Origin of the sequence: Psychromonas sp. MME2 (assembly GCF_040566515.1) — a bacterium.
Lineage (GTDB): Bacteria > Pseudomonadota > Gammaproteobacteria > Enterobacterales > Psychromonadaceae > Psychromonas.
This window is the reverse complement of sequence record NZ_JBEWXI010000012.1, coordinates 791,852-813,854: the sequence shown is the minus strand read 5'-3', so window position 1 is coordinate 813,854 and position 22,003 is coordinate 791,852. Positions and strand designations below refer to the sequence as shown.

Sequence of the window (22,003 nt, the reverse complement as noted above, 5' to 3'; positions counted from 1 at the left end):
ATTGGTTATATATGGTTAAATCTGTGCCTATATATTGACTCTTGTATCAATAAATTTTAAGTTAATCTATTCCTTACAAAATCAGATATTGCTAGCGCACGCTTATGATATCTCAGCTATTCTTAAAGTTGCTTATATGTTACTCCAACCAAAACAACCTCTCTACTTAGCCCTATTACTTGCTTTTTTTACCATTATATTAAGTATTTTTTACCGCCCACTTTTTCCTATTGATGAAACAAGATATATCTCAGTCGCTTGGGAGATGTGGCAGGGAGATAATTGGTTAGTGCCGATGAAAAATGGTCAGTTTTATACGCATAAACCCCCTGCTCTTTTTTGGCTTATCAATCTCACTTGGGCCACCTTCGGTGTCTCTGAATTTAGCGCTCGAATTATCGTACCTTTCATTGCTTGTTGTAATTATTTACTCATTGTTAAGTTAGCAAAACTAGTCTATCCAAACTCAGCGCAAGCAGCAAAATTTAGCCCTATCATTTTAATCAGCTTCTTAGGGTGGTTTATATATGTCCCGTCATCAATGTTTGATCTGTTAATTACCGTTTTTATCCTTATCACCTACATTAATTTATATCGTTTTGCATTAACGGCTAAATATAGTTACGCATTAATTGCAGGGATAGGCTTTGGCGTCTCGTTGTTAATTAAAGGGCCCGTTGCCTTTGTTTATACGCTGCCAATGATAATAACCTATCGGTACTGGCGCACTGCCACAATGAGTGAAAATAGAACTTGGTATATGGGGAGTTTAATTGCGCTTGTATGTGGTATCGCCATTGTTTTATCATGGGCAATTCCCGCTGTTTTGACGGGAGGAAAAGAGTATGCAAATGCCATTTTTTGGGAACAATCCGCCGGACGAATAAAGAATTCATTCGCCCATGCTAGGCCATTTTATTGGTACTTGGTTGCCTTGCCTCTTTTATTACTGCCTTGGTTAGCAATGAAACAATTTTGGAGCTCCAACTTTTTCAAACCCAGTAACGAAACACGAGCGGGAAATAGGTTCTGTTTACTAATATTCGTATCAGTATTGGTTCTGTTTAGCTGTTTTAGTGGTAAACAGGTACATTATCTTTACCCTGTTTTGCCGATAATAGCCCTCTTTTTAGCCTCTAATATGCCATCAACAATGCAATCTAGAGAGCCATTTTTAGCGCTATTGATGATTATCACGTCGATCGTTATCTTTTCTTCATATTATTGGCTCGGCAATATCTTTTATAATGCGAGTATGGATGGTTTAAACTATTCATGGGGGGTGATACCAATCATTTGTAGTCTCATACTCATGAATCTCCAAACTATTCATAATAAATTAAAAATAGACTCACTTTCTATCGCCTTAATCTCCTTTAATTTTGGTCTATTTATACTCATTCCATTTTTATCACCCATATTATTCCAGCTGTATGATGTCAACGCGACGGCTAAATATATACATCAACTTCAGGATATGGGGCGTGAAGTTACCTATCGAGGGGAATACCATAATCAATTTCAATTTTCAGGACGGCTAAAAACGCCAATCAAAGAGATAAAACATGATAACTACCTCATTGATGAAACGCCTAACTCACAACGTAATACGGTTATGGTGATGACTCAGCGCCATTTAACTTCAGAGGATAAGCAAAACAGCCTATTTTATAGCTCATATAGAGGCAAGTTTATCGTTATTAAGGGGATAACAGACTTAGACGAAAATATAGATTAACTTGCTGAGACGGCGATGGTGAATTGCAGCGCACATCGCCTTCTTTTTCACTAGCAAGAGGCAAATTTTAGTTAAACGGATTGGTACAAGTAGATCTATCATATAAAATTATAAATTGATCGACCCATTGCCGCTTATTAAAATGAACGCGAATTTGAACTAAGATTAGGCGCGAGATTTTTTTACAATTGGAACAATCAGTTACTGCTAGCCTCGCAATCACCCATTTATGCCTGCGCCTAAATAGAGTACATAATCAAAGTAATTAGTAACGTAATATACCCTTTTAAAATTGTTATTTTGATAATTGCACTACATGGTATCTATTATTATAAATCTTATCCCAGCCTTTTTTAAAATCAGACACCCCAAAAAATAATTTATCAAAACTACCATCTGCCAATGCTAAATTGATCCCTTTTTCTAAGCGCTCTGCTAGTAAGGTATTGCTCTTATTCAAATAGAAATAATATTCACCTGAATAACAGATTAGTAGTTTCTCAAAAATAGTGAATTTTTCTTCATTACTTGCCAATTCCGACCAGACTTCATAAGCACCGCGTAGCACATAATCAAACCGATTAGCGCCTAATAGTTTTAATATGTCATGATTAAGGGTAGTGACAACGGGCAAATCGTTTTCAAAAAGTACTTTTGTATCACTCCAATATGTACCAGATCCTGCAGTAAACGCGCGTAATTTTGTCAAATTATCAACTGCATCAAAACGTGCTTTGTCTGAAGAACGGATAACAATGAAACGAAATCTATTCAATCCCTTTAGTAAATTAACTTTTACGGGTAAATACTTTTCATCTCGTTCTTTACTACTAGAGCTCCATAAAACAGTAACATCTTGTCCAACCATTAAAGAGTGACGTAATCTTTCTGTTGATGCTTCTTTATCATAGGACTTTAACTCAAATTCACCATATTCAGCTTCTGTTTTTTGCAATGCCAATTCGAGTACTTTAGAATAAAACTCAGATCGTTGACTATGTTTTGGATAAATAACTTCAGTGATGGTGGCAGCAAGCGTTGTTGAGGGCTGTAATAATGTTATTGCAGCAAAAGCAGTTAAAACGATATTCAGCAAGTATTTCTTAATAAGTGAAACTGTTTCACGCTTATTTTTAATTTTGTACTGCAGATTCACTTATCACCCTCTCATACACCCCTATTTCATAGCGGCAAAATTGTTGTTAATTAGAACTTTAAAAAATATCACGTAGTTCAAATAATTTATTTGGCATAATAATACCTGAGCATATTTTAAAAATACCAATCAAACTCACAAAAAAGAATTAAGAAGTCAATAGAGTTGCTTCACCTTGTTCTTTACCATTTTTCATCAACAACCAGGACTACAATAATAGGCGGAATAGTATAATCGAATAGTTACTCTGCTTTGTTTGATGGGTCATCGTATTTCTCTTTTATACGAAGAATCTCAGGTAATATTTCTATAAATTTATCTACTAACATAGGATCAAAGTGTTGCCCGGATTCTGACTTTATTAATTCAATTGCTTTTTCAACACTCCATGCTTCTTTATATGGACGTGGCGTTGTTAATGCATCAAATACATCCGCTATAGCAACAATTCTGCCTACAAGTGGGATCTCTTCACCTTTTAAACCATCAGGATACCCTGTGCCATTAAATTTTTCATGGTGTGTTAAGGCAACCGTATAAGCCATATCTAGTAGCTCTCCTGGTAAATTTTTTGAGCCAAGTATCTCTGCACCGTAGGTCGTATGCTTACGCATTAAATCCCATTCATCGTTGTCTAGCTTGCCTTCTTTTAAGAGTACATTATCTGGTATGCCTATTTTTCCTATATCATGCATTGGGGCAGCATGAAGTAAAATATCAGCTTCTTCGATTGACATCGCAATAGCTTCTGCCAATGCATAACAGTAGTGACTCATCCTAACGATGTGCATGCCGTTTTCCCCATCTTTAAATTCAGCGGCTCGGCCTAATCGCTCAATGATCTCCCGTCTACTTGCGATTAGCTGCTGTGTTCTATCTTGTACTTTTCGTTCTAGCTCTTTATTTTGATTTGAAAGTGCTACGTGCGTCTGTACACGTGCTTTGACAATAACGGCATTAACAGGTTTGGTTATATAATCAACTGCACCTAACTCAAAGCCGAATGATTCGTGTTCAGTATCATCTTTAGCCGTGACAAAAATGACGGGAATATTTTTTGTACGAGGATCATCCTTTAAACGGCGACATACTTCATAGCCATCCATTTCAGGCATAATTACATCCAATAAAATAAGATCGGGTGGATTAGTAAAAGCCACTTTTAATGCCCTTTCGCCCGTCGTTGCCGCTTTAATTTTATACAACGGAGAGAGGATATTGGTTAATACATCAATATTAACTGCGGCGTCATCAACCAATAATATTGTTTGTTTGCTTTGAGAGTTATCCACTATCTATTCCTTAATATGGCTTATACAATTAACTAAACATTAATAATAAAACACAAAAACACCACCAGCGTAATTATCAATTATATACCGAACCTCTCAGTACGCTTTTCTTGATGGCTTTGTATTTTTACGTGTCAGAGATCTATACTTTCTTGTAACGTCGTTAGCGTGTTCAACGCACTATCAAAATCATATTCACTAAGCGCGTTAGTTAGCACTTGTAATGATAAATCATATTTTTCAATGCCAGGTAATTTATTGAGTTGTTCCAATGCTTTGTTCGCAGCGGTGTCATTATCTTCAATTAATAATTTTAGTTCAGCTAACAATGAAGAAAGTTTCTTCTTATCAAGAAGCTGTCCATCTTTAACTTGAGCAGGCGCATTTTCTAATTGTTTTATCCCTTCAATCACCAAGGATAATTCACAGCTGAGCTCATCTAACAACGGTGCAAATTCCTGCTTGTCTTGGCTATCTCGACAAGCTATTTCTAAAACAGAGGCTATGTTTTGTACACTTTGAGCACTGATATTACCTGCTACACCTTTTATTGTATGGGCATAACGGAAAGCTAACTCCATATCATCATCAGCGAGTGCAGCTCTAAATTTATCGGCGAAATCAGACTCACTTTGAGCAAATTTCAGGAGTAGTTTTTTGTAAAATTCACTGTTCCCCTGACAGGTCTCTAACCCTTGAGTAACGTTAATACCATATAGTGTTGGTAGCCCCATTTCAGATCCTTTTTTAGGTACTATTGCGTTAGCTGTACAATTGGGTACTGCAGGGGAGATCCATTTGGCCATTATATGAAACATCTCATTGACTCTAATCGGTTTAGATATATGGTCGTTCATACCAACTGCAAGCACTTTTTCTTTATCAGTAGACATAGCATTGGCTGTCATTGCAAGTATTGGCAAATCTGCAAAACGTAATTGGGCGCGTAATAATTTAGTTGCTGTATAACCGTCCATCACCGGCATTTGGCAATCCATTAACACACCATCAAAGTTTTCCTGATTTAATAACGCAATTGCTTCTTGTCCATTATTAGCGACCGAAACTTGCAAGCCATTGGTAGTCAACAAATCCAAAGCAAGCTCTTGATTTATTTCATTATCTTCAACCAATAATATTTTGGCACCACTGAGTTTGGCAATATTTTCATCAACTTCACCTTGTTTGTCCATAGCGCGGCTTTCAATTAATAGCTCTTTGCCTATTGCATGCATGATGGCATCGAACAATGTCGATGAGGTTACAGGTTTTGTTAGAAATGAATTTATACAAAGGCCCTGTCCTGCTTGTTGTGCTTCTTCACGTCCATGTGCGGTTAACATAATTACTGTCGGTACTTCATTTATATCTTTATTTAACTGCATAATTCGCGTGGTTTCAATACCATCCATATTTGGCATTTTCCAATCCATTATAACCAGGTTATAGGGCTCTTTAGCGCTGTTTTTAGTGATCATATCTAAGGCCTGTTGTCCTGAATACGCTTGCTCAACACGTAATCCAAAACTTACTAGCATGCCACTGAGTATCTCTTGAGAGGTCACATTATCATCAACAATCAATACCCGTAATGCCCCTAATTCTCTGCTATTGACATGACGCTGCGACTGTACACCTTGCTGTTTACCTAACCTCACCGTAAATTGAAATATGCTACCTACACCCGCTTCGCTTTCTAGCCAAATCTCCCCTCCCATTAATTCAGTTAGGGTTTTTGATATGACCAAACCAAGCCCGGTGCCGCCATATTTACGTGTTGTACTGCTATCTGCCTGTGAAAAAGATTGGAACATTTTTGCTTGCTGTTGCGCATTCATGCCGACCCCTGTATCACGCACAGAGAAGTGTAATTTAACTTGCTGTTCATCCTCTTCCATGACCCTCACTGAAATAACAATTTCACCTTGATCAGTAAATTTTACGGCGTTATTACCAAGATTAAGTAAAACCTGCCCTAAACGAAGTGGATCGCCGATTAATGCAGTCGGCAAACCAGCTTCAAGGTCGAACATCAATTCAATATTTTTCTCTTCTGCCTTTAAACCGAGCAGGTTAGCAATATTATCAAGGACATCTTCAAGGCGAAAATCAATGCTTTCAATATCTAATTTACCCGCTTCGATTTTTGAGAAATCTAAAATATCATTAATAATCCCGAGTAACGCATCCCCTGAACGGTATACTTTATCGATATAATTTCGTTGTTTACTATTGAGGTCTGTTTGTAAAGCAAGATAGCTCATGCCTATAATCGCATTCATAGGAGTACGTATTTCATGGCTCATATTTGCTAAAAAGTCAGATTTGGCTCGCGTTGCAGACTCCGCTTTTTCTTTTGCAACAATAAGCGCCTCTTCCATCATTTTTCGTTGGTTAATATCAGAAATAGAACCAGCATCACGATAAGCAACCCCCGCTTCATCATGTAATGCTTTGCCCCGTATTTGAAACCAGTTTATATCGCCTTGTTTCGTTAATAAGCGACACTCAACGTCATAATCGCTACCATTTTCGATATGTGATTTAAATGTAGCGAGTGCAAATTCTAATTTCCTCGTATAACGCGTTTTCCCATGATTCAAGGTTATTGGGAAAATCTTGTTCATTTTTATAACCTAACAGTGTACGAAAGCGTGGCGAAAACCATATTTTTCTCTCTTTAATATCATAATCCCATAATCCATCCCCGCTACCTGAGGTCGTTAAAGCAAAGCGTTCTTCACTGACTTTAAGCGCATTAAGCGCCAGTTTTTCACTGGTTATATCTTGGTATGCGCCATACATATAAAGTAATTTTCCATTGTCATCATGGACCAGCTTCCGGCGGCATGAACCCAAACAACTTTACCTGTGATTGGACTTTTATAGGCATAAGTAGCTTCATAAAAATCGTATTTGCCACTGACAGCACCATCATATTTCTCGGCCGTAATCGTTGCCGCTGCTTCGTCTCCTGCAACAACATTGGCAAACCATTCACTCTGTAGATGGTAACGTCCATCGGTTCTTAACGGGTCTCCCAAAATTTTTGCGGCACGATCAGATTGGTAGTAATAGTCAGGATCGCTGTAGTCAATATGCCAATAACCGCTTTGCGTCAATTCGAGTGCAATATCCGATAAAAAATTAACATGACGTATTTCTTGCTCTGCCTTAATCCGCTCGGTTAAATCATGCAATACAGTGAAAAACACCGATTTACCATCTAATTGCATGTGCGTTAAAATCACTTCAACGGGAATAGTTGAACCATCTTTACACTTATGACGCCAATCGAAACTGTGACGCCCTTGTTTAAGCGCCAGAGCGGTTACCTCTTTGACTTGCGCTTCTGAACTCTCACCATTTGCTTGATATTCAGGTGAAATGTCACTTGGTTTTTTAGCTAATAATTCGCTTTTATTATCATAATGAAGGAGGTCAATAGCCGCTTGGTTGCAATCAACAAAACGTTCGCCATCAAAAATTAAAAATGGATCTGCAGCTTGATCAAACAAAACGCGAAAACGTTCAATGCTTGCTTGAATTTGAGTTTCACTGGCGATTCTTTCGGTTATATCTCGAAAAACAACGACAGCCCCACTAATTTGCCCTGCTTCATCAATTGGTGTAGAGGTATATTCAACAGGAAATGCGCTGCCATCTTTGCGCCACAATACTTCATTACTAATATTGTGGGTGACCCCTTCTCGGTACGAAGCGCACATGGGACAATCTTCTAAGTGGTAAACTGTCCCATCGGCATTTGCATAATGAATGTGACTATGCATCGACAAGCCAATTAATTCGCTTATTTCATAACCTAACATTTGTGCTGCCGCATGATTACAAAAAGTGACTAAACCATTAGTATCTAAACCAAAAACCCCTTCCCCTGCGGAATTCAATATCAGTTCAGTTCTTTGTTTATGTTCTTGCAACTCCTTAGTACGAATATCAATGAAGTGAGCAAGGCGACTACGTTCTTTATTGCCCATCCAAAAGATGAAGAAGGTTAAAGATAAGGAAATGATGATCACCGAAATTAATACCGTCATGATTAAATTACGCATGTTACGGTAGGATACCAACACCTCCGCCAGATCAATCTCTGTCACGATACCTATCTGTAACTCGTCTGACCAACTCCATGCTCCTGCAACTTCTACACCTCGAGCATCACGATATCCTTGTATATTGTAGCCACTTTCGCCCGCTCTTAATGCCATCGCTGCGGTTGTCAATGGCCATTCCTGAGATGTTAAAGTGGGCTTATAACCTGTGCGTAAATCACCGCCGGGGTCGCGCAATGTAATACCTATCACTTCTCTGTAATCAGGATAATTTTTGGCTAACGTTAGTAATTCCGATTGCAGGCGAGGCGCTGTTAATAATTGCGACTCCCTATCAATAAAATAGGTTTCTCCAGACTTTCCAACCCACCCAGATTTAATTATTGAATTAAGTGAGATAAGCGGATCAAAGGCCACGGCAAGCAGTGCAATAATTTCGTCGGCTTCATTTTTAATTGGTCTAAGAAAAAACATCACAAATTTCTGTTGTTGATATGAATTTTCTACAACAAAAAGGTCTGAATATATAGGCGGAATAAATACACTTCTCCCCTGTAACGCTTGTGTTAGCAACTCAGGATATTGCTTCCTTAATAGGTTAGTTTTACCAATATCATGCTTAATGGAGGAAGCAATGGTGATACCATCAGGCGAAAGAATATAAAAACCGACGGCATTGAAATAGCGTTTTTTGGAGATATATAACTGTTGTAGTTCAGCGAATGCGTCGCTGTTGATCAATTGATTTTCTTCTCGAGGTAAGGTAAGCAAACGTGACACATCACTAACGATTCGTTCATCACTAAAAATAAGGTTAGTTTTATCCCTGCGGCTACTTTTCCAAATAGATAGCGATTCATTAACAGAGTTATTAACCGTCACCAAGGTATCTCCAAATTCGTGACGAAAGCCCTTTTCCATCTGCTCAAGCGCGTACCATGAGACGACCAAAACAAAACAGAGAAAGAACGAAATGAGAGTTGTAAAGATAATAGATTTATTACGTTTATCAAAAATCAAACTTCGCATATGGGTTCTCTCTATATAAATGGGAATACACATTAATTACAAAAAATAGTTAAGAATAAAATCATATAATCAATAAGTTAATATGCACCCTAGCAAAAACCATTGTGATAGCAATATTTATATACCTATGTTACCTAAAGATGCTTTGGCAGGCGCTTGCCTTGCAAAAAGGTGGAAATTTATTTGCAAGGCGATAAGTTACTTATTACAGGAATAATAGTCAAAATTATATATGAAAACAGAATGAAATGTTAAATAAAAGTCTAATTTACATAAACCATTTTATTTACCTAAGTTATACAACTTTTTATTTAAACGTTGCAGAGAGATGCTGCTTGCTTGAACAGTTAGCCTTATACCTCCTTCATGGTAAATTTCTTCAATCACGCGCATTTTACTGTGTACATCGCCAATGATCGCACGACAGTTGTATGGAATATTAAAACAAGCGGAAATCATTTGATCGGCAAGTGCATCTTGAATTTTTTGATGCAAAAGTGCTATATCATCACCGTTATGGGCGCAAATTTGTAACGCACTTGGGTATGCATTCGATAAAACATTTCGTTGAGTATCTGGTAAACAATCAACTTTATTTAACACCAATAATCGGTTCTTTGAATCAATCTGTAGTTGCTGCAACACCTGTTCAACAAGTGAAAGCTGTGAACTAAAATTTTTATCGGCAGCATCGACGACATACAAAAGCAAGTCTGCTTCTTTCGCTTCTAGTAATGTTGAATGAAATGATGCGATTAAATCATGCGGCAGTTTTTTAATAAATCCCACCGTATCTGATAGTAAAATAGGCGGATACGTAGCTGGAGATAAAAGCCTTACTGTCGTATCTAAGGTTGCGAAAAGTTTATCTTCAACAAGCACATCGGCCTCTGTCAAAGCACGCATTAATGATGATTTACCTGCATTGGTATAGCCAACTAATGCAACCGTCAACTCTTCTGCTCGACTACTGCGTTGCTCTTGCATTTCATTTTCAATACTCTTTATTTCTCTCCTGATTTCTGCCTGTTTATCACGAATACGACGACGTTCGATAGCAAATGGCGTTTCCCCCGAGCCTCGTCCACTATGACGCTCATGATCGCCACTATATTCACTGCGCACTCGTGGTGCTAAATAGGTTAAACGTGCTAATTCAACCTGTAACCGGGCTGTACGTGTACGTGCATGGCGGCTAAAAATCTCAATGATAATTCCACTGCGATCAAAGACTTTAACGCCTAATGCATCTTCAACATTGCGTAACTGCCGAGGGCTTAGTTCGCAATCAAAGACCACGACATTAGCCTGCGGACCATTATTTGTTTGATTTAAAAATTCAGTTAACTCTTGCTCATCGATATTTGCCAGAGAATCATCTATATTAGTTTTTTCATGGTCTCCTGTTATACGTGCTAACTCCTGTAATTTCCCGGTTCCAAGTACAGTACGCCGTTTAGTGGATGTTTGCCGCTGTGTTTGTGTTGCCAACACTGTAAATCCGAGGGTAGTGACTAATCGTTGCAATTCAGCTAGCGACTCATCAATCTCATCGATAGTAATATGTGGAGTACGAATGGAAATTAATAGAGCACGAGGAGTCGTCTCTAAAGTAGTTATTGTCATCATAGCGCTCGCTAAAGGAATCATATTCGGTCATTGCTAACCGCGTCACTATTATATACCTGTTAATAGTTAAAGCATGTATTTATCGGCGCTTAACTGATAAATTATATTAATACCAATCGCAATAAATAGCTGAGCTATTTTACTGGTTAAAATAACTGACTTTTTTGTTGTAAGTTTCGTAAAGGGAACAACCTATGCATAAACTTACGCCTCAAATTAAGCCTTTTTTCCTGCGCAAAATTTCGATCACAGACTTAATCCGATTGGTATAACCGTAAGTGACACTAGATTAACCAAGAGGTGGTGATGCCCGACAATTTACCTATATGCCCTAAATGTCAGTATCAGCGTACTGAATACGACGCATTAGTTCATCAAGACGTCTGCCCTGCCTGCGGCATTGTCTATAGCAAATGGAGTGCTCAGGAAACCAGTACCAGTAACAATACCCCGTATATGGAAGATAATGTCGATGATACAACCATGAGTCGCTTGGAATTACTAAAGGATCTATTTTTATCGGTTCCCTATCAGGTTGACACAATCGCTTTATACGGGCGTACTTTAACTTTTTTACTTTTTTTTATATGGGGTTGGTCGTTCATTTTAGGTGGCATTGATTGGCAAAGTATTGGCAGCTCTTTTTTACATAACGCCAATTTACCCTTTCACGAGTTTGGCCACTTTCTTTTTATGCCTTTTGGACGGTTTTGGTCTATTTTAGGCGGCAGCTTATTTCAAATAATGTTACCCTTACTGATCCTATTACTTTTTACTATTCAGCAAAAAGACAATTTTGCCGCTTCAATCATGCTTTGGTGGTGCGGTCAGAATTTTATTGATATCAGCCCCTATATTGCAGATGCGCAACATCGCTTGCTCCCTTTAATATTGAATAAAGGCGAAGAAAGCCATGACTGGGGAAATTTGCTTAGCATGACGGGCAACCTTGCACACACCCAAACAATTGCAACCATTGCTTTTACTATAGGTAGCATACTGATTTTATTAAGTTACCTTTGGGGGGGGTATTTGCTCATACAACAGCATAAATTAGCTTTGCAATAATACCTATTAACATTGGTCTGCCGCGTTAATTGCTATACCATACTCATACAAATACCAAACCCACTTTTATAACGACAGTAGTAATAGAGAATAATACAGTGATAACAACGATAAGACCTTTGCTACTGCAACTATCTAGTAGTTTTTTACTCATGCTAGGTTATGGCCTTAGCAATCTTTTGTTACCCGTGAGAATGCAGGTAGATGGTGTTAGCCTCAGCCACATTGGTCTTGTTTTATCAATGTTATCCGTAGGCTTTTTATTCGGTGCTATTTACAGCCGTAAACTATTGCAACGGGTTGGTCATATTCGCATCTTTGCCATGTCTGGTAGCTTAACCTCGGTCGCCATCCTCTTATCTGGCCTCTACCCAGACCCCTATATACTTGGCTTAATGCGTATTGTAACTGGATTTTCTGTGGCCTGTGCATTTGCCACAATCGATAGCTGGTTAAGCCATAGTGCGACTGAAAAAAATAGAGGACGTATTCTATCCATTCATCAGATGGTCATCATGAGTGCGCTTTTCTTGGGGCAATTTTTATTAACATTCGCCCCTGTATCGGAAATAACACTGTTTGTTATTGTCGGTATTTTATTTAGTTTATCGATCACCCCCATTGTTATTAGTAAACAAAAAGGACCACAGATTGAAGACAGTCCATCCATGTCTTTAATTACACTTTTTAAGTTATCACCCTTAGGTGTGGTTAGTTGCTTTTATTGTGGTGTACTGTATGCCGGATTGCTTAATATGTTACCAATATTTGCAGGCAATAACGGCATAACAGGGTTAGATTTATCACTGTTCATGGGGGCAGCAATCTCTGGGGCAATCATCTTGCAATTTCCTATAGCCTACCTATCTGACCATTTTGACCGACGTAAAGTCATGCTGGCAATGCTCGCAACTATTATTATCTTGTCCCTATTAGTCCCTTTACTGGTCACGACAGCAATGTTTAAATTAAGCCTTACAACTATTGCTATTATTACAGGAATTGTGGCCTGCCTGTACCCTATGAGTATGTCAGAAACCTTTGATAAAGTGATTAAGGGACAAATTTTAGCGGCCATGTCTTCGCTATTATTCATCTATGCATTAGGTAGTATTTTAGGCCCCTATTTCGCATCCGTTGTGATGAGTGCTTTTGGCAGTAATGCTTTATTTGCTTTCATCTTATTTACCGCTATAACATTGCTCATTTTTATAATCGTACGTATGCAGCAGCGCGTTGCATTGCCTGCTCAAGAGCAGGAACATTTTATTATGCAAACCCCATCAGGTGCTGTATCAGCACTAAATCCTAGAACCGAATATACCCCTTCGTTTGAGTATAAAGAGGAAGTTGAAGCCGCAATTAATTTAGCGACAAATAACCCCGCTGCCGCAGTAAATATGGCCAAGGCTTTAGCTTTACGTGATCCTATTCATGCATCAAATTTAGCTGCAACATTAAGTACTATCGAAGAGATTGATATTGCAAAATTATATACAGCAATTACCGCTGCAGCGCCAGAAATGACGTTACCAATTGCAACAGCATTGACCAACGCTTCACCCGACCAAGCGGAACAGTTAGTTGATTGGATAACAACCGAATACCCTGAGCAATATACTAAAATCATTGTCGCGATTGCCAATGCGATGCCGGATAATGGTGTCACCATCATGGAATTAGCCGCGGAGAACATGCATCAAAATCATCCTAGTGAGCTCTTAGAAATAACGCAAAAATATATGGAAAATTTATCTGAATCACTCTCCGAAATGCGCCCGGTGGACCGATGTGCAGCGGCTTCTCAAGAGACGGCAACGGAGTTATATAACCGCTTATCTGAGGTCTCTCCCGAGCAGTCTGCCGAATTGGCATTAACCGTCTCAGAAGCATTGCCTGAATCTGCTAATATGGTCGCAGAAGCCTATGTACATAATCTAATTTTGCATGAAGGTAAACAAACATCAGCGCGAGAGGCCGCTGAAAACGTAGAGCATGCAGTCAATGACTATATTGTACAAGTTGTAGAGCATATCCCAGAGTATGCCATCGAGGTTGCCACAACTATCGTAGATTCAGTGCCTGATGTAGCTTCACAAATGGTCGAATTACTACAAGATACAGACGCAGTTTCTAATCAAGAGTTAACGCTTTCTATTGATGATAAACCTGAACAAGACCCGATAAAGGATCAGCTATTAGATGCGGTAAGTACTCAGCAGCAGGAGATAAACAGTGAGGCTATAGAAAATCATAAATAATAAACTAAGCTTTATTTACTTTTGGAATAGTAAATAAAAAACCCCTAATTAGCATTTTTTGATGGCGAAACCAAGCCGAGTGAGGCCATCACATAATTCCTGAAAGGCTTTTTCTAAAATGAAAGTTTTTTCACCGATACCCGATATGGACATAATAATATCCATCTCCGGTTTTTCACCAATCGTTGTCGCTAATGACTTGGTATATATTTCGGGATAGTTTTTCACAACGGGCAGCAAAACCGATTCGAGCAGCGATTCATCGTTGCAACTGACCGTTACGCGCTTCGATATAGCAGCACCACCGACAAAAACGCTATCTAAAAAGGGTTGCAATGATTGTTCAATAATTGCTTGTAATTCCGAAGGTACACCCGGGACACTTATTATGGTGGTCTGTTGTAACGGTAAAAAAACCGCTGGAGCAGTACCAATGGGATTAATAATTGGCTCACTGCCAACAGGCAAATAAGCCATTTTTTCCCGTGCAGGGTTTAACCCACCCTGTGACATAATGCCCGCTTCGAAAAAATGATCATACTGCTTACGCACCAATTCAAGTGCTTCGCTATGTAAGACAAGGTCGCGGTCACTCCCTTTTGCCACCGCTTGAAGTGTTAAGTCATCCGACGTTGGTCCTAAACCGCCAGAAGTAAAAAGGATATCGACCTGCCTTGATACAGCAGCACGAACCGCGTCGGCAATAACTTCGATAACATCCGGGACGACGGTTACACGGCTTACCGCCCCTCCTCGTTGATGAATAAATTTACACAACCAATTCGTATTACTATCAACAATATCACCACTTAATATTTCATTGCCAACAATCAGTATCTCTACATCAGCAGTTTTGTTCATCAATTAACATTCCTTGTACCGATAAAATATAGCTAAATCTATAAAACAAAAAGGTTAGCCACCCGGTTTAGCGCTGACGATTAATCGTTAGCGAGCCATCAATATGTACATCACGTTGTGGGAAGGCAATAACGATATTATTTTCACTAAATAGCTCATCGATTCTAAAACGGATATTACTACGGACAATACGCAGCCCCCCTTCTACATTGGAATTAATCCAAAAATTCACCTCAAAAATAAGGGCGTTATCACCAAAATCTTCAAAGGATACAATGGGTGGTGAATCTTTTAAAACTTCAGGTTGCTCCTTAGCGGCTTGTAGAATTAAATCTGCTACCTGACGTGCTGATGAGCCATAAGCCACTCCGATACGTACAGATGTTCGAACTAGTTGGTCGACCAGCGTCCAATTGATAACGGTGTTTTCCAATAATTTACTATTTGGAATAAGCATATGGACGCCATCAATACGACGAATTTTAGTCGAGCGCGTATTAATCTCCTCAACTGTCCCCTTTGCCCCATCAACTTCAAGGAAGTCTCTAATTCTAATCGGCTTTTCCCATATTAAAATCCAACCACTGATAAAATTGTTAATGATATTTTGTGCACCAAAACCAAAACCGATAGCAATCGCACCTGAGAGAAAAGCAAAGGCGGTAATCGGCACATTAATCATGTCTAATGTGGTGATAACTAAAATGACAATGGCTAAAACATAAAAAAGTCGTTGCAGCAAATGAATAACATTGGGATCGGTATTACGTGAAGCTAAACGCTTAGTAATAAACTTCACCATAAATTTGGTGAACCATAATCCAAAGACTATAAATGCGGGAATAATAAGTACATTACCCACGGTAATGGGCTGATTACCGATTGTTATCACATTTAGATTAAAAAAGGCAGCAACTTGTGAAAATGTTATCATGATTTACCTAACGATTAATGGGTTGACTTTTGTACTAGCAAAGAGCTATTTACAATCAAAAAACAGCTCGGCTAACAGGTGTCGACAATATTATGCTAAATCAGCAATTAATACACTATTTTCAAATTGTTATTTATTGCGCCCTATATCATACAACTGTTCAGCCATGACCTGTATATCTTGCGCTTGTGTGATTTTTTCCAGCCACTTAGTAGGGATCCCTTGCAAACCATAAAATGCGCCTATCTGCCCACATACGGCGGCGGTGGTATCTGCATCATCTCCTAAATTAGCAGCAAGCAGTACCGCGTCCGCGTAATTATCGCTCTTAGCAAAACACCATAGTGCCGCTTCTAAACAGTCGACGACATAACCACTGCCCTTAATATCCATCGCGCTTTTTTCTCGGTAAGCCTGTTGCTGAATGGCTTTTATTTTACGCGTCGTCGGTTGATATAACGAACAACTTAAAATACGCTCTTTATCTTCACCTGAAAATGCGCAATGAAGCAACGAGGCAAAATAGCAACACGCATCAATACACTCCTTGGCGGCATGTGTGGTACGAGAACTTTCACCAGCAAAATGGATAACTTGGTTTAAATTAGGACTATAAAACATCACCACTGGGGCAAGACGCATTAATGATCCGTTACCTGCTGAAAAGGGATTTGTGGAGCCTGCATAGGGGTTACCATCACTTAGATATTGACTCAACGCCTCTGAAACGGTAACGCCAATATCAAAACAACGGCCGTTGCTACTCATATACCCCTGTGTACGCCAGTTGTTGTAGCGCTGCATTTGATCGTCGGCGTCAAAGCCATTACAGCTTAGTAGTGATGTGGCAAGACATAACGCCATTGATGTATCGTCCGTCCATTGCCCAGCCTGTAAACGAAATGGTCCACCGCCGACAAGATCCATTAAGGGCTCAAAGCTACCTCGCTCTTTGAACTCCAATGTGGTGCCCAGCGCATCCCCCGTTGCCAACCCCAGTAGCGCACCTAGATAACGCTGTTTACGATTTTGCATTATTTATATCCCTATTTTCGACAACACTCTGACCGCGCATTTTTTGGTGAATTTGCATCTCTAACGGTGATGGGTATATATTATCACCATGACCGATTATCATATAACAGAACATCGCGACTCAAAAGTGTGTAAAGCCCCCTGCGCCTCTTTACCGATGTTTGCTTACACTTCGCTGAACCGTTGTAATGTCCCTGCCTATATACTAGGCAGTCATACATATCAACAGCACCCGATTGCACTCTCTATCGATTGTGTTACGGCGTTACATCACGATTTTTTCAACGCATTAGCGAACATAACAAGTAAAGAGGTACGCGCGCTACACTTTCATCAATATATGTGTTCAGCGTTCCTATTAGGCAAAAGTGATGAAGCAGGTTTTACACCACAAACCGGTTCTATAAAACGCGATAAAGCCGATTACCTTCGTCTCTTACGGGGTTGGATGTTTAATGCAGAAGGTGTCGAAGCGGCTGTGATGAAGCGCTGGGTTGAATCGCGTTTTGGACTGCTTACCCTTAACCACAATGGCCTACTCAACAATCCAAACTGTATCATTAACCGTGCCTATCAAAGCGACTATGTCCGCGGCCTATATAACAGTAATGCGTTAGAAGCGCAGTTGGATTTACTCTATACCTATTGCCAGTACGAACTTCAACGTATCCTACCTTTAAATACACACTACTTATTATATCGCGGAGTTAACCACCTTGAACAGCACCACAAAATAGGCAATATTAGCGACAATCAACCACTGTTATTACTAAATAATCTCAATTCATTTACTAGTGATCGTGATTTTTCTGGCACCTTCGGGGATGTCATTCTTGAGACTCAGGTTCCTTATAGCAAAATACTTTACTTCCCAGAACTGTTGAACGGCGTACTGAAAGGTGAAAATGAATATTTAGTGGTTGGAGGAATCTACCAAACGACAATAACTCGATAACCTTCCTCGATTTATATACCCATGTTAACTAACGACTAAATCTTTTTGCTGATAGACAAGAACATGCGATACTTCACATATTATAGCCAATCCTATAATTATCTATGCATTAATGGTTGTTAAAATAAATTCTAGTTTCGTCATATATTTTCAATTAAAACAACCAATTGTAGTAATCCATGCCTCGTTAATATGCATTTATTTCTACACATAAATAATTTATATAATTAAAGGGATTACTATTACATTTTGTATCGATAAAACATTCAAACGCCAGGAATAATATGGATAAACCATTACAAAAACAGCTTACCGCTTGGTTAAAAAAACAGAAAAAGATATGTGGTTTTTACCTAAATCTAACCGTTATTTTCGGCCTGTTGAGTGGTTTTGCATTAATATTGCAAGCCTATTTAATCTCTACAATTTTACATGGCATTATCATTTTAAACCTGCCTAAATCTGAATTTAATGACGCGTTTATAGGGTTGCTAGCCCTACTTCCAGTACGCGCACTACTGGCATTTGCTCGTGAAAGAAGCTGTTTTGAAGCAGGTAAACGACTCAGACAGCATATCCGCCACGCTGTACTTAATAAACTTAATGAATTAGGGCCCGCGTTTGTAAAAGGCAAACCTGCTGGCGCATGGGCGACCATTGTGCTTGAACAAGTGGAAGATCTACATGATTTTTATGCCCGATATTTACCACAAATGTTACTGGCTGTTTTTATCCCGTTTTGCATTTTAATTGTCGTTTTTCCTGTCAATTGGACAGCGGGATTGATTTTACTTTGTACCGCGCCACTGATCCCGATATTTATGGTGCTTGTTGGCATGGGCGCAGCTGACGCCAATCGAAAAAATTTCACCGCCCTCGCTAAATTAAGCGGACATTTTATGGATCGTTTGAAAGGTTTAAAAACCTTGAAATTATTCAACCGTGGTGAAGCAGAAGGAAAGGAAATAGAAGCAGCATCTGAGTCGTTTCGTCAAAAAACCATGGAGGTACTACGTATTGCCTTTTTAAGCTCCGCTGTTTTAGAATTTTTTGCAGCCATCTCTATTGCCTTATTAGCCATTTACTTTGGATTTAGTTTCCTAGGACATTTTAGTTTTGGTGATTATGGTGCAGGCTTTAGCCTATTTGCGGGAATGTTTATATTAATGCTCGCACCTGAGTTTTATCAACCACTACGTGATATGGGTAGCCATTATCATGCTAAAGCACAAGCGATTGGTGCTGCACAAGAGCTAATGAGTTTATTAGAATACAAAGTAGAAAATAATCCTCAAGCAACAACGAGCAATGAACAGATCCCAGCTGTAGACTGGCAAAAAAGCGTCGATATTATTGCTAACGATTTCTGCGTACAAAGTCATACCGGAGTCACCCTTGCTGGCCCACTCAATTTTCAACTTAAAAGCGGGCAACATATCGCCGTAGTCGGCCCAAGTGGAGCAGGTAAAAGCAGCCTAATAAATGGTTTATTAGGCTTTCTACCCTATCAAGGGTCACTAACCATTAATGGGATTGAATTAAAAGAAATCCCCATCTCACAGTGGCGTTCTCATTTAGCTTGGCTTGGCCAAGAGCCTCAGCTTTTTCATGGCACAGTACGTGATAATATCGCTATGGCTAATCCGAACATGAGCGATGATAAAATCTTCTCTCTATTAACAAAGGCGCAAATAGCCGATTTTATTGAGCAGCAACCGCTTGGATTAGACCATCCCATTGGTGAACAAATGAGTGGCGTTTCTGTGGGACAAGCGCAGCGCATTGCATTAGCCCGAGCACTTGGACAAGAGGCTGCACTTTTTTTACTCGATGAACCAACGGCTAGTTTAGATAGACATAGCGAACAAGCCGTACTTGCTGCATTACATTCGGCCACCAGCGGTGCCAGTAGTTTAATGGTCACCCACCGCATTGATCAATTACAAAGGGTAGATACTATTTGGGTGTTAGAAAAAGGCCGTATTGTACAACAGGGAAGCTTTACAGCATTGCAAAATAGCGCAGGGTTATTTAAACAAATGCAAGAAGATGAACAACAAGCAAATACGGAGCATCATTCATGAGAGCCTTACTGCCCTTTATAAAATTATTTAAACATCAGTGGCTAATGATGATATTAGGCTTATTTTTAAGCATTGTGGCTTTAATGGCTGCCATTGGCCTGTTGTCACTCTCCGGCTGGTTTTTATCCGCCTCTGCAGTGGCAGGGTTAACAGTTGTCAGCGCACAGGCTTTTAATTATCTAACCCCTGGAGGTGGTGTTCGCTTTCTATCAATCGTACGCACCGGCAGTCGCTACGGTGAACGTTTAACAACCCATGAGGCAACTTTCAAACTACTTACGCAACTACGCGTATGGGCTTGGCGTAAAGTATTGCCGCTAAGCGCGTCCAATATGCAAGGCGTTAGACAAGGTGATTTACTTAATCGGCTAGTTGCAGATATTGACACCTTAGATCACCTCTATCTACGTTTAATTACCCCCATGTTGGCAGCATTAATGATGCTTGCTGGCTTATATCTGTTTGTTGCTTGGATAGATGCGCAAATCGCGCTCATTTTTTGTGCCAGTCTCCTGCTCATGTGGCTTATTTTACCGTGGCTATTCTATTATCTAGGGCGAAAACCTGGCGTACAGGAACTAGAAAAAAGACGTATTTTACGCGTACAACTATTAGAGTTTGTACAGGGATTAGCAGAGATCTCCCTGTTTGCCGCACATGACCGTTTCCGTAAAAAAATAGCAGACTCTGAAGATCAACTTTTAGCAAGCCAAGCAGCCATCGCTAATATTGTCGCCTTTAGCCAAGCCGCCTTGATCCTATTACATGGCGGTATTGTCGTACTTGTACTTTATATTGCATCTTCTGGTATTGGCGACCAGCAACCGCCGGGACCTATGTTAGCAATGCTGACATTTATGGCACTCGCCTGTATTGAAATGCTGATGCCTATTGCCGGTGCTTTTCAACATTTATCATCTTGTATTAATGCCAGCAAACGCGTTAATGAATTAGTAGAGCAAACCCCTGACATTGTATTTAATCAAGGTAATCAATATGCCATAAAAAGCGGTAGCATTACCCTCAAGGATATCTGTTTTTCATATCCCGACAGTGAAGAAATAATTAAAGGGATCAATTTATCAATAAAAGCAGGGGAAAAAGTCGCATTGCTGGGCCAAACAGGTTGTGGTAAATCAACCCTTCTATCACTAATTACAAGAGAATGGGAAGCGAGTTCGGGTTGCCTACTAATAGATGAACAGCCTATTAATCAATATAGTCAGGCAGCGCTGAGCAAGGGACTCTCTATCGTGAGTCAGCGAATCTACCTATTTGCTGGCACATTACGTAGCAATTTAACGCTAGCACAACCCGATTTAGTTGAATATTCAACCTTTACGGAGCAACAACAGGCTCAAGCGGAAAATGACAAACGCCTTATTGAGGTATTGAGAAAAGTTGGCCTTTCTATACTAACAGAAGGAGAGAATCCACTTGATATCTGGATAGGCGAAGGAGGCAGACAGCTTTCCGGCGGTGAACAAAGGCGTATTGGTGTTGCACGTGTCTTGCTACGTAATGCACCTATTTTACTGTTGGATGAACCAACGGAGGGGTTAGATAAGCGTACTGAACGTGAAATTCTCTCTGTACTGCTCGCATTTGCCAAGGATAAAACCGTTTTAATGATCAGTCACCGATTAACCGCAATGAGTGCAATGGATAATATTCACTTGATGGAAAATGGCGTATTGCGTGTATCAGGAGAGCATGCTGAGTTATTAACAAAAGATGCCTATTACGCCAGTCTTTATCAACAATTAAATTAGCGCATATTAATAATGACCGTAATCTATTTGGTTACGGTATAGCCCTAGATGCACTTCACATACATCTACTTGCGCCTATCAATAAACAGTTCGGTGATATCACAAAGAAGTGTGAT

General features: G+C 39.5%; 15 protein-coding genes. 6 read left to right on the top strand and 9 right to left on the bottom strand.

Features of this window, described 5'->3' with window-relative positions:
- Window positions 1–136: 136 nt before the first annotated feature.
- Window positions 137–1,738, top strand: coding sequence for an ArnT family glycosyltransferase (locus AB1A03_RS14305; protein ID WP_354625283.1), 1,602 nt, complete (start codon window positions 137–139; stop codon window positions 1,736–1,738).
- A gap of 295 nt (window positions 1,739–2,033) precedes the next feature.
- On the opposite strand, the gene AB1A03_RS14300 is transcribed toward AB1A03_RS14305, so the two are convergent.
- The 6 genes from AB1A03_RS14300 to hflX all read right to left on the bottom strand — a co-directional run bounded on the left by AB1A03_RS14300 (window position 2,034) and on the right by hflX (window position 10,914).
- Window positions 2,034–2,894: a transporter substrate-binding domain-containing protein gene (locus AB1A03_RS14300; RefSeq protein ID WP_354625282.1), complete on the bottom strand. Its 861-nt coding sequence runs from the start codon at window positions 2,892–2,894 to the stop codon at window positions 2,034–2,036.
- A gap of 242 nt (window positions 2,895–3,136) precedes the next feature.
- A complete protein-coding gene (locus AB1A03_RS14295; RefSeq protein ID WP_502945962.1) occupies window positions 3,137–4,186 on the bottom strand; it encodes an HD domain-containing phosphohydrolase in 1,050 nt (349 codons plus the stop codon).
- Between the two features lie 134 nt (window positions 4,187–4,320).
- Window positions 4,321–6,813, bottom strand: a complete 2,493-nt coding sequence (locus AB1A03_RS14290; protein WP_354625281.1) for a PAS domain-containing hybrid sensor histidine kinase/response regulator — start codon at window positions 6,811–6,813, stop codon at window positions 4,321–4,323.
- Window positions 6,731–6,991, bottom strand: coding sequence for a PAS domain-containing protein (locus tag AB1A03_RS14285; RefSeq protein WP_354625280.1), 261 nt, complete (start codon window positions 6,989–6,991; stop codon window positions 6,731–6,733). Before AB1A03_RS14285 ends, AB1A03_RS14290 begins: the two co-directional genes overlap by 83 nt.
- Window positions 6,967–9,288, bottom strand: coding sequence for a PAS domain-containing protein (locus tag AB1A03_RS14280; RefSeq protein ID WP_354625279.1), 2,322 nt, complete (start codon window positions 9,286–9,288; stop codon window positions 6,967–6,969). The genes AB1A03_RS14285 and AB1A03_RS14280 overlap by 25 nt, the downstream gene beginning before the upstream one ends.
- Window positions 9,289–9,570: 282 nt before the next feature.
- The gene (hflX, locus tag AB1A03_RS14275; RefSeq protein ID WP_354625323.1) at window positions 9,571–10,914 is read right to left on the bottom strand and encodes a GTPase HflX; all 1,344 of its coding nucleotides are present in this window, start codon (window positions 10,912–10,914) and stop codon (window positions 9,571–9,573) included.
- Window positions 10,915–11,223: 309 nt separating this feature from the next.
- Between hflX and AB1A03_RS14270 the strand changes: the two genes are divergently transcribed.
- Both AB1A03_RS14270 and AB1A03_RS14265 read left to right on the top strand, forming a co-directional pair.
- The gene (locus AB1A03_RS14270) at window positions 11,224–11,985 is read left to right on the top strand and encodes a hypothetical protein (RefSeq protein ID WP_354625278.1); all 762 of its coding nucleotides are present in this window, start codon (window positions 11,224–11,226) and stop codon (window positions 11,983–11,985) included.
- Window positions 11,986–12,083: 98 nt separating this feature from the next.
- Window positions 12,084–14,246 (top strand): MFS transporter, encoded by a 2,163-nt coding sequence (locus AB1A03_RS14265; RefSeq protein WP_354625277.1) that lies wholly within the window; start codon window positions 12,084–12,086, stop codon window positions 14,244–14,246.
- A 48-nt stretch (window positions 14,247–14,294) separates the two neighbouring features.
- Here AB1A03_RS14265 and AB1A03_RS14260 read toward each other — a convergent pair whose 3' ends face one another.
- The 3 genes from AB1A03_RS14260 to AB1A03_RS14250 form a co-directional block, all read right to left on the bottom strand.
- Window positions 14,295–15,107: a competence/damage-inducible protein A gene (locus AB1A03_RS14260; protein WP_354625322.1), complete on the bottom strand. Its 813-nt coding sequence runs from the start codon at window positions 15,105–15,107 to the stop codon at window positions 14,295–14,297.
- A 67-nt stretch (window positions 15,108–15,174) separates the two neighbouring features.
- The gene (locus AB1A03_RS14255; protein ID WP_354625276.1) at window positions 15,175–16,041 is read right to left on the bottom strand and encodes a mechanosensitive ion channel family protein; all 867 of its coding nucleotides are present in this window, start codon (window positions 16,039–16,041) and stop codon (window positions 15,175–15,177) included.
- A gap of 129 nt (window positions 16,042–16,170) precedes the next feature.
- A complete protein-coding gene (locus AB1A03_RS14250; protein ID WP_354625275.1) occupies window positions 16,171–17,076 on the bottom strand; it encodes an ADP-ribosylglycohydrolase family protein in 906 nt (301 codons plus the stop codon).
- An 88-nt stretch (window positions 17,077–17,164) separates the two neighbouring features.
- On the opposite strand from AB1A03_RS14250, the gene AB1A03_RS14245 reads away from it, so the two are divergent.
- The 3 genes from AB1A03_RS14245 (at window position 17,165) to cydC (ending at window position 21,887) form a co-directional block, all read left to right on the top strand.
- On the top strand, window positions 17,165–18,031 hold the full coding sequence (locus AB1A03_RS14245; RefSeq protein ID WP_354625274.1) for an NAD(+)--dinitrogen-reductase ADP-D-ribosyltransferase: 867 nt from the start codon (window positions 17,165–17,167) through the stop codon (window positions 18,029–18,031).
- 284 nt (window positions 18,032–18,315) lie between these two features.
- Window positions 18,316–20,115, top strand: coding sequence for a heme ABC transporter permease/ATP-binding protein CydD (gene cydD, locus AB1A03_RS14240; RefSeq protein ID WP_354625273.1), 1,800 nt, complete (start codon window positions 18,316–18,318; stop codon window positions 20,113–20,115).
- Window positions 20,112–21,887 (top strand): heme ABC transporter ATP-binding protein/permease CydC, encoded by a 1,776-nt coding sequence (gene cydC / locus AB1A03_RS14235; RefSeq protein WP_354625272.1) that lies wholly within the window; start codon window positions 20,112–20,114, stop codon window positions 21,885–21,887. The genes cydD and cydC overlap by 4 nt, the downstream gene beginning before the upstream one ends.
- Window positions 21,888–22,003 lie beyond the last annotated feature (116 nt).

Coding starts and splice junctions, on each gene's coding strand:
- AB1A03_RS14250 (WP_354625275.1), bottom strand. CDS start 17,076: ATGCAAAATCGTAAACAGCGTTATCTAGGTGCGCTACTGGGGTTGGCA.
- AB1A03_RS14260 (WP_354625322.1), bottom strand. CDS start 15,107: ATGAACAAAACTGCTGATGTAGAGATACTGATTGTTGGCAATGAAATA.
- AB1A03_RS14255 (WP_354625276.1), bottom strand. CDS start 16,041: ATGATAACATTTTCACAAGTTGCTGCCTTTTTTAATCTAAATGTGATA.
- cydC (WP_354625272.1), top strand. CDS start 20,112: ATGAGAGCCTTACTGCCCTTTATAAAATTATTTAAACATCAGTGGCTA.
- AB1A03_RS14290 (WP_354625281.1), bottom strand. CDS start 6,813: ATGAACAAGATTTTCCCAATAACCTTGAATCATGGGAAAACGCGTTAT.
- AB1A03_RS14285 (WP_354625280.1), bottom strand. CDS start 6,991: ATGTATGGCGCATACCAAGATATAACCAGTGAAAAACTGGCGCTTAAT.
- hflX (WP_354625323.1), bottom strand. CDS start 10,914: ATGACAATAACTACTTTAGAGACGACTCCTCGTGCTCTATTAATTTCC.
- AB1A03_RS14245 (WP_354625274.1), top strand. CDS start 17,165: ATGACCGATTATCATATAACAGAACATCGCGACTCAAAAGTGTGTAAA.
- cydD (WP_354625273.1), top strand. CDS start 18,316: ATGGATAAACCATTACAAAAACAGCTTACCGCTTGGTTAAAAAAACAG.
- AB1A03_RS14280 (WP_354625279.1), bottom strand. CDS start 9,288: ATGCGAAGTTTGATTTTTGATAAACGTAATAAATCTATTATCTTTACA.
- AB1A03_RS14270 (WP_354625278.1), top strand. CDS start 11,224: ATGCCCGACAATTTACCTATATGCCCTAAATGTCAGTATCAGCGTACT.
- AB1A03_RS14305 (WP_354625283.1), top strand. CDS start 137: ATGTTACTCCAACCAAAACAACCTCTCTACTTAGCCCTATTACTTGCT.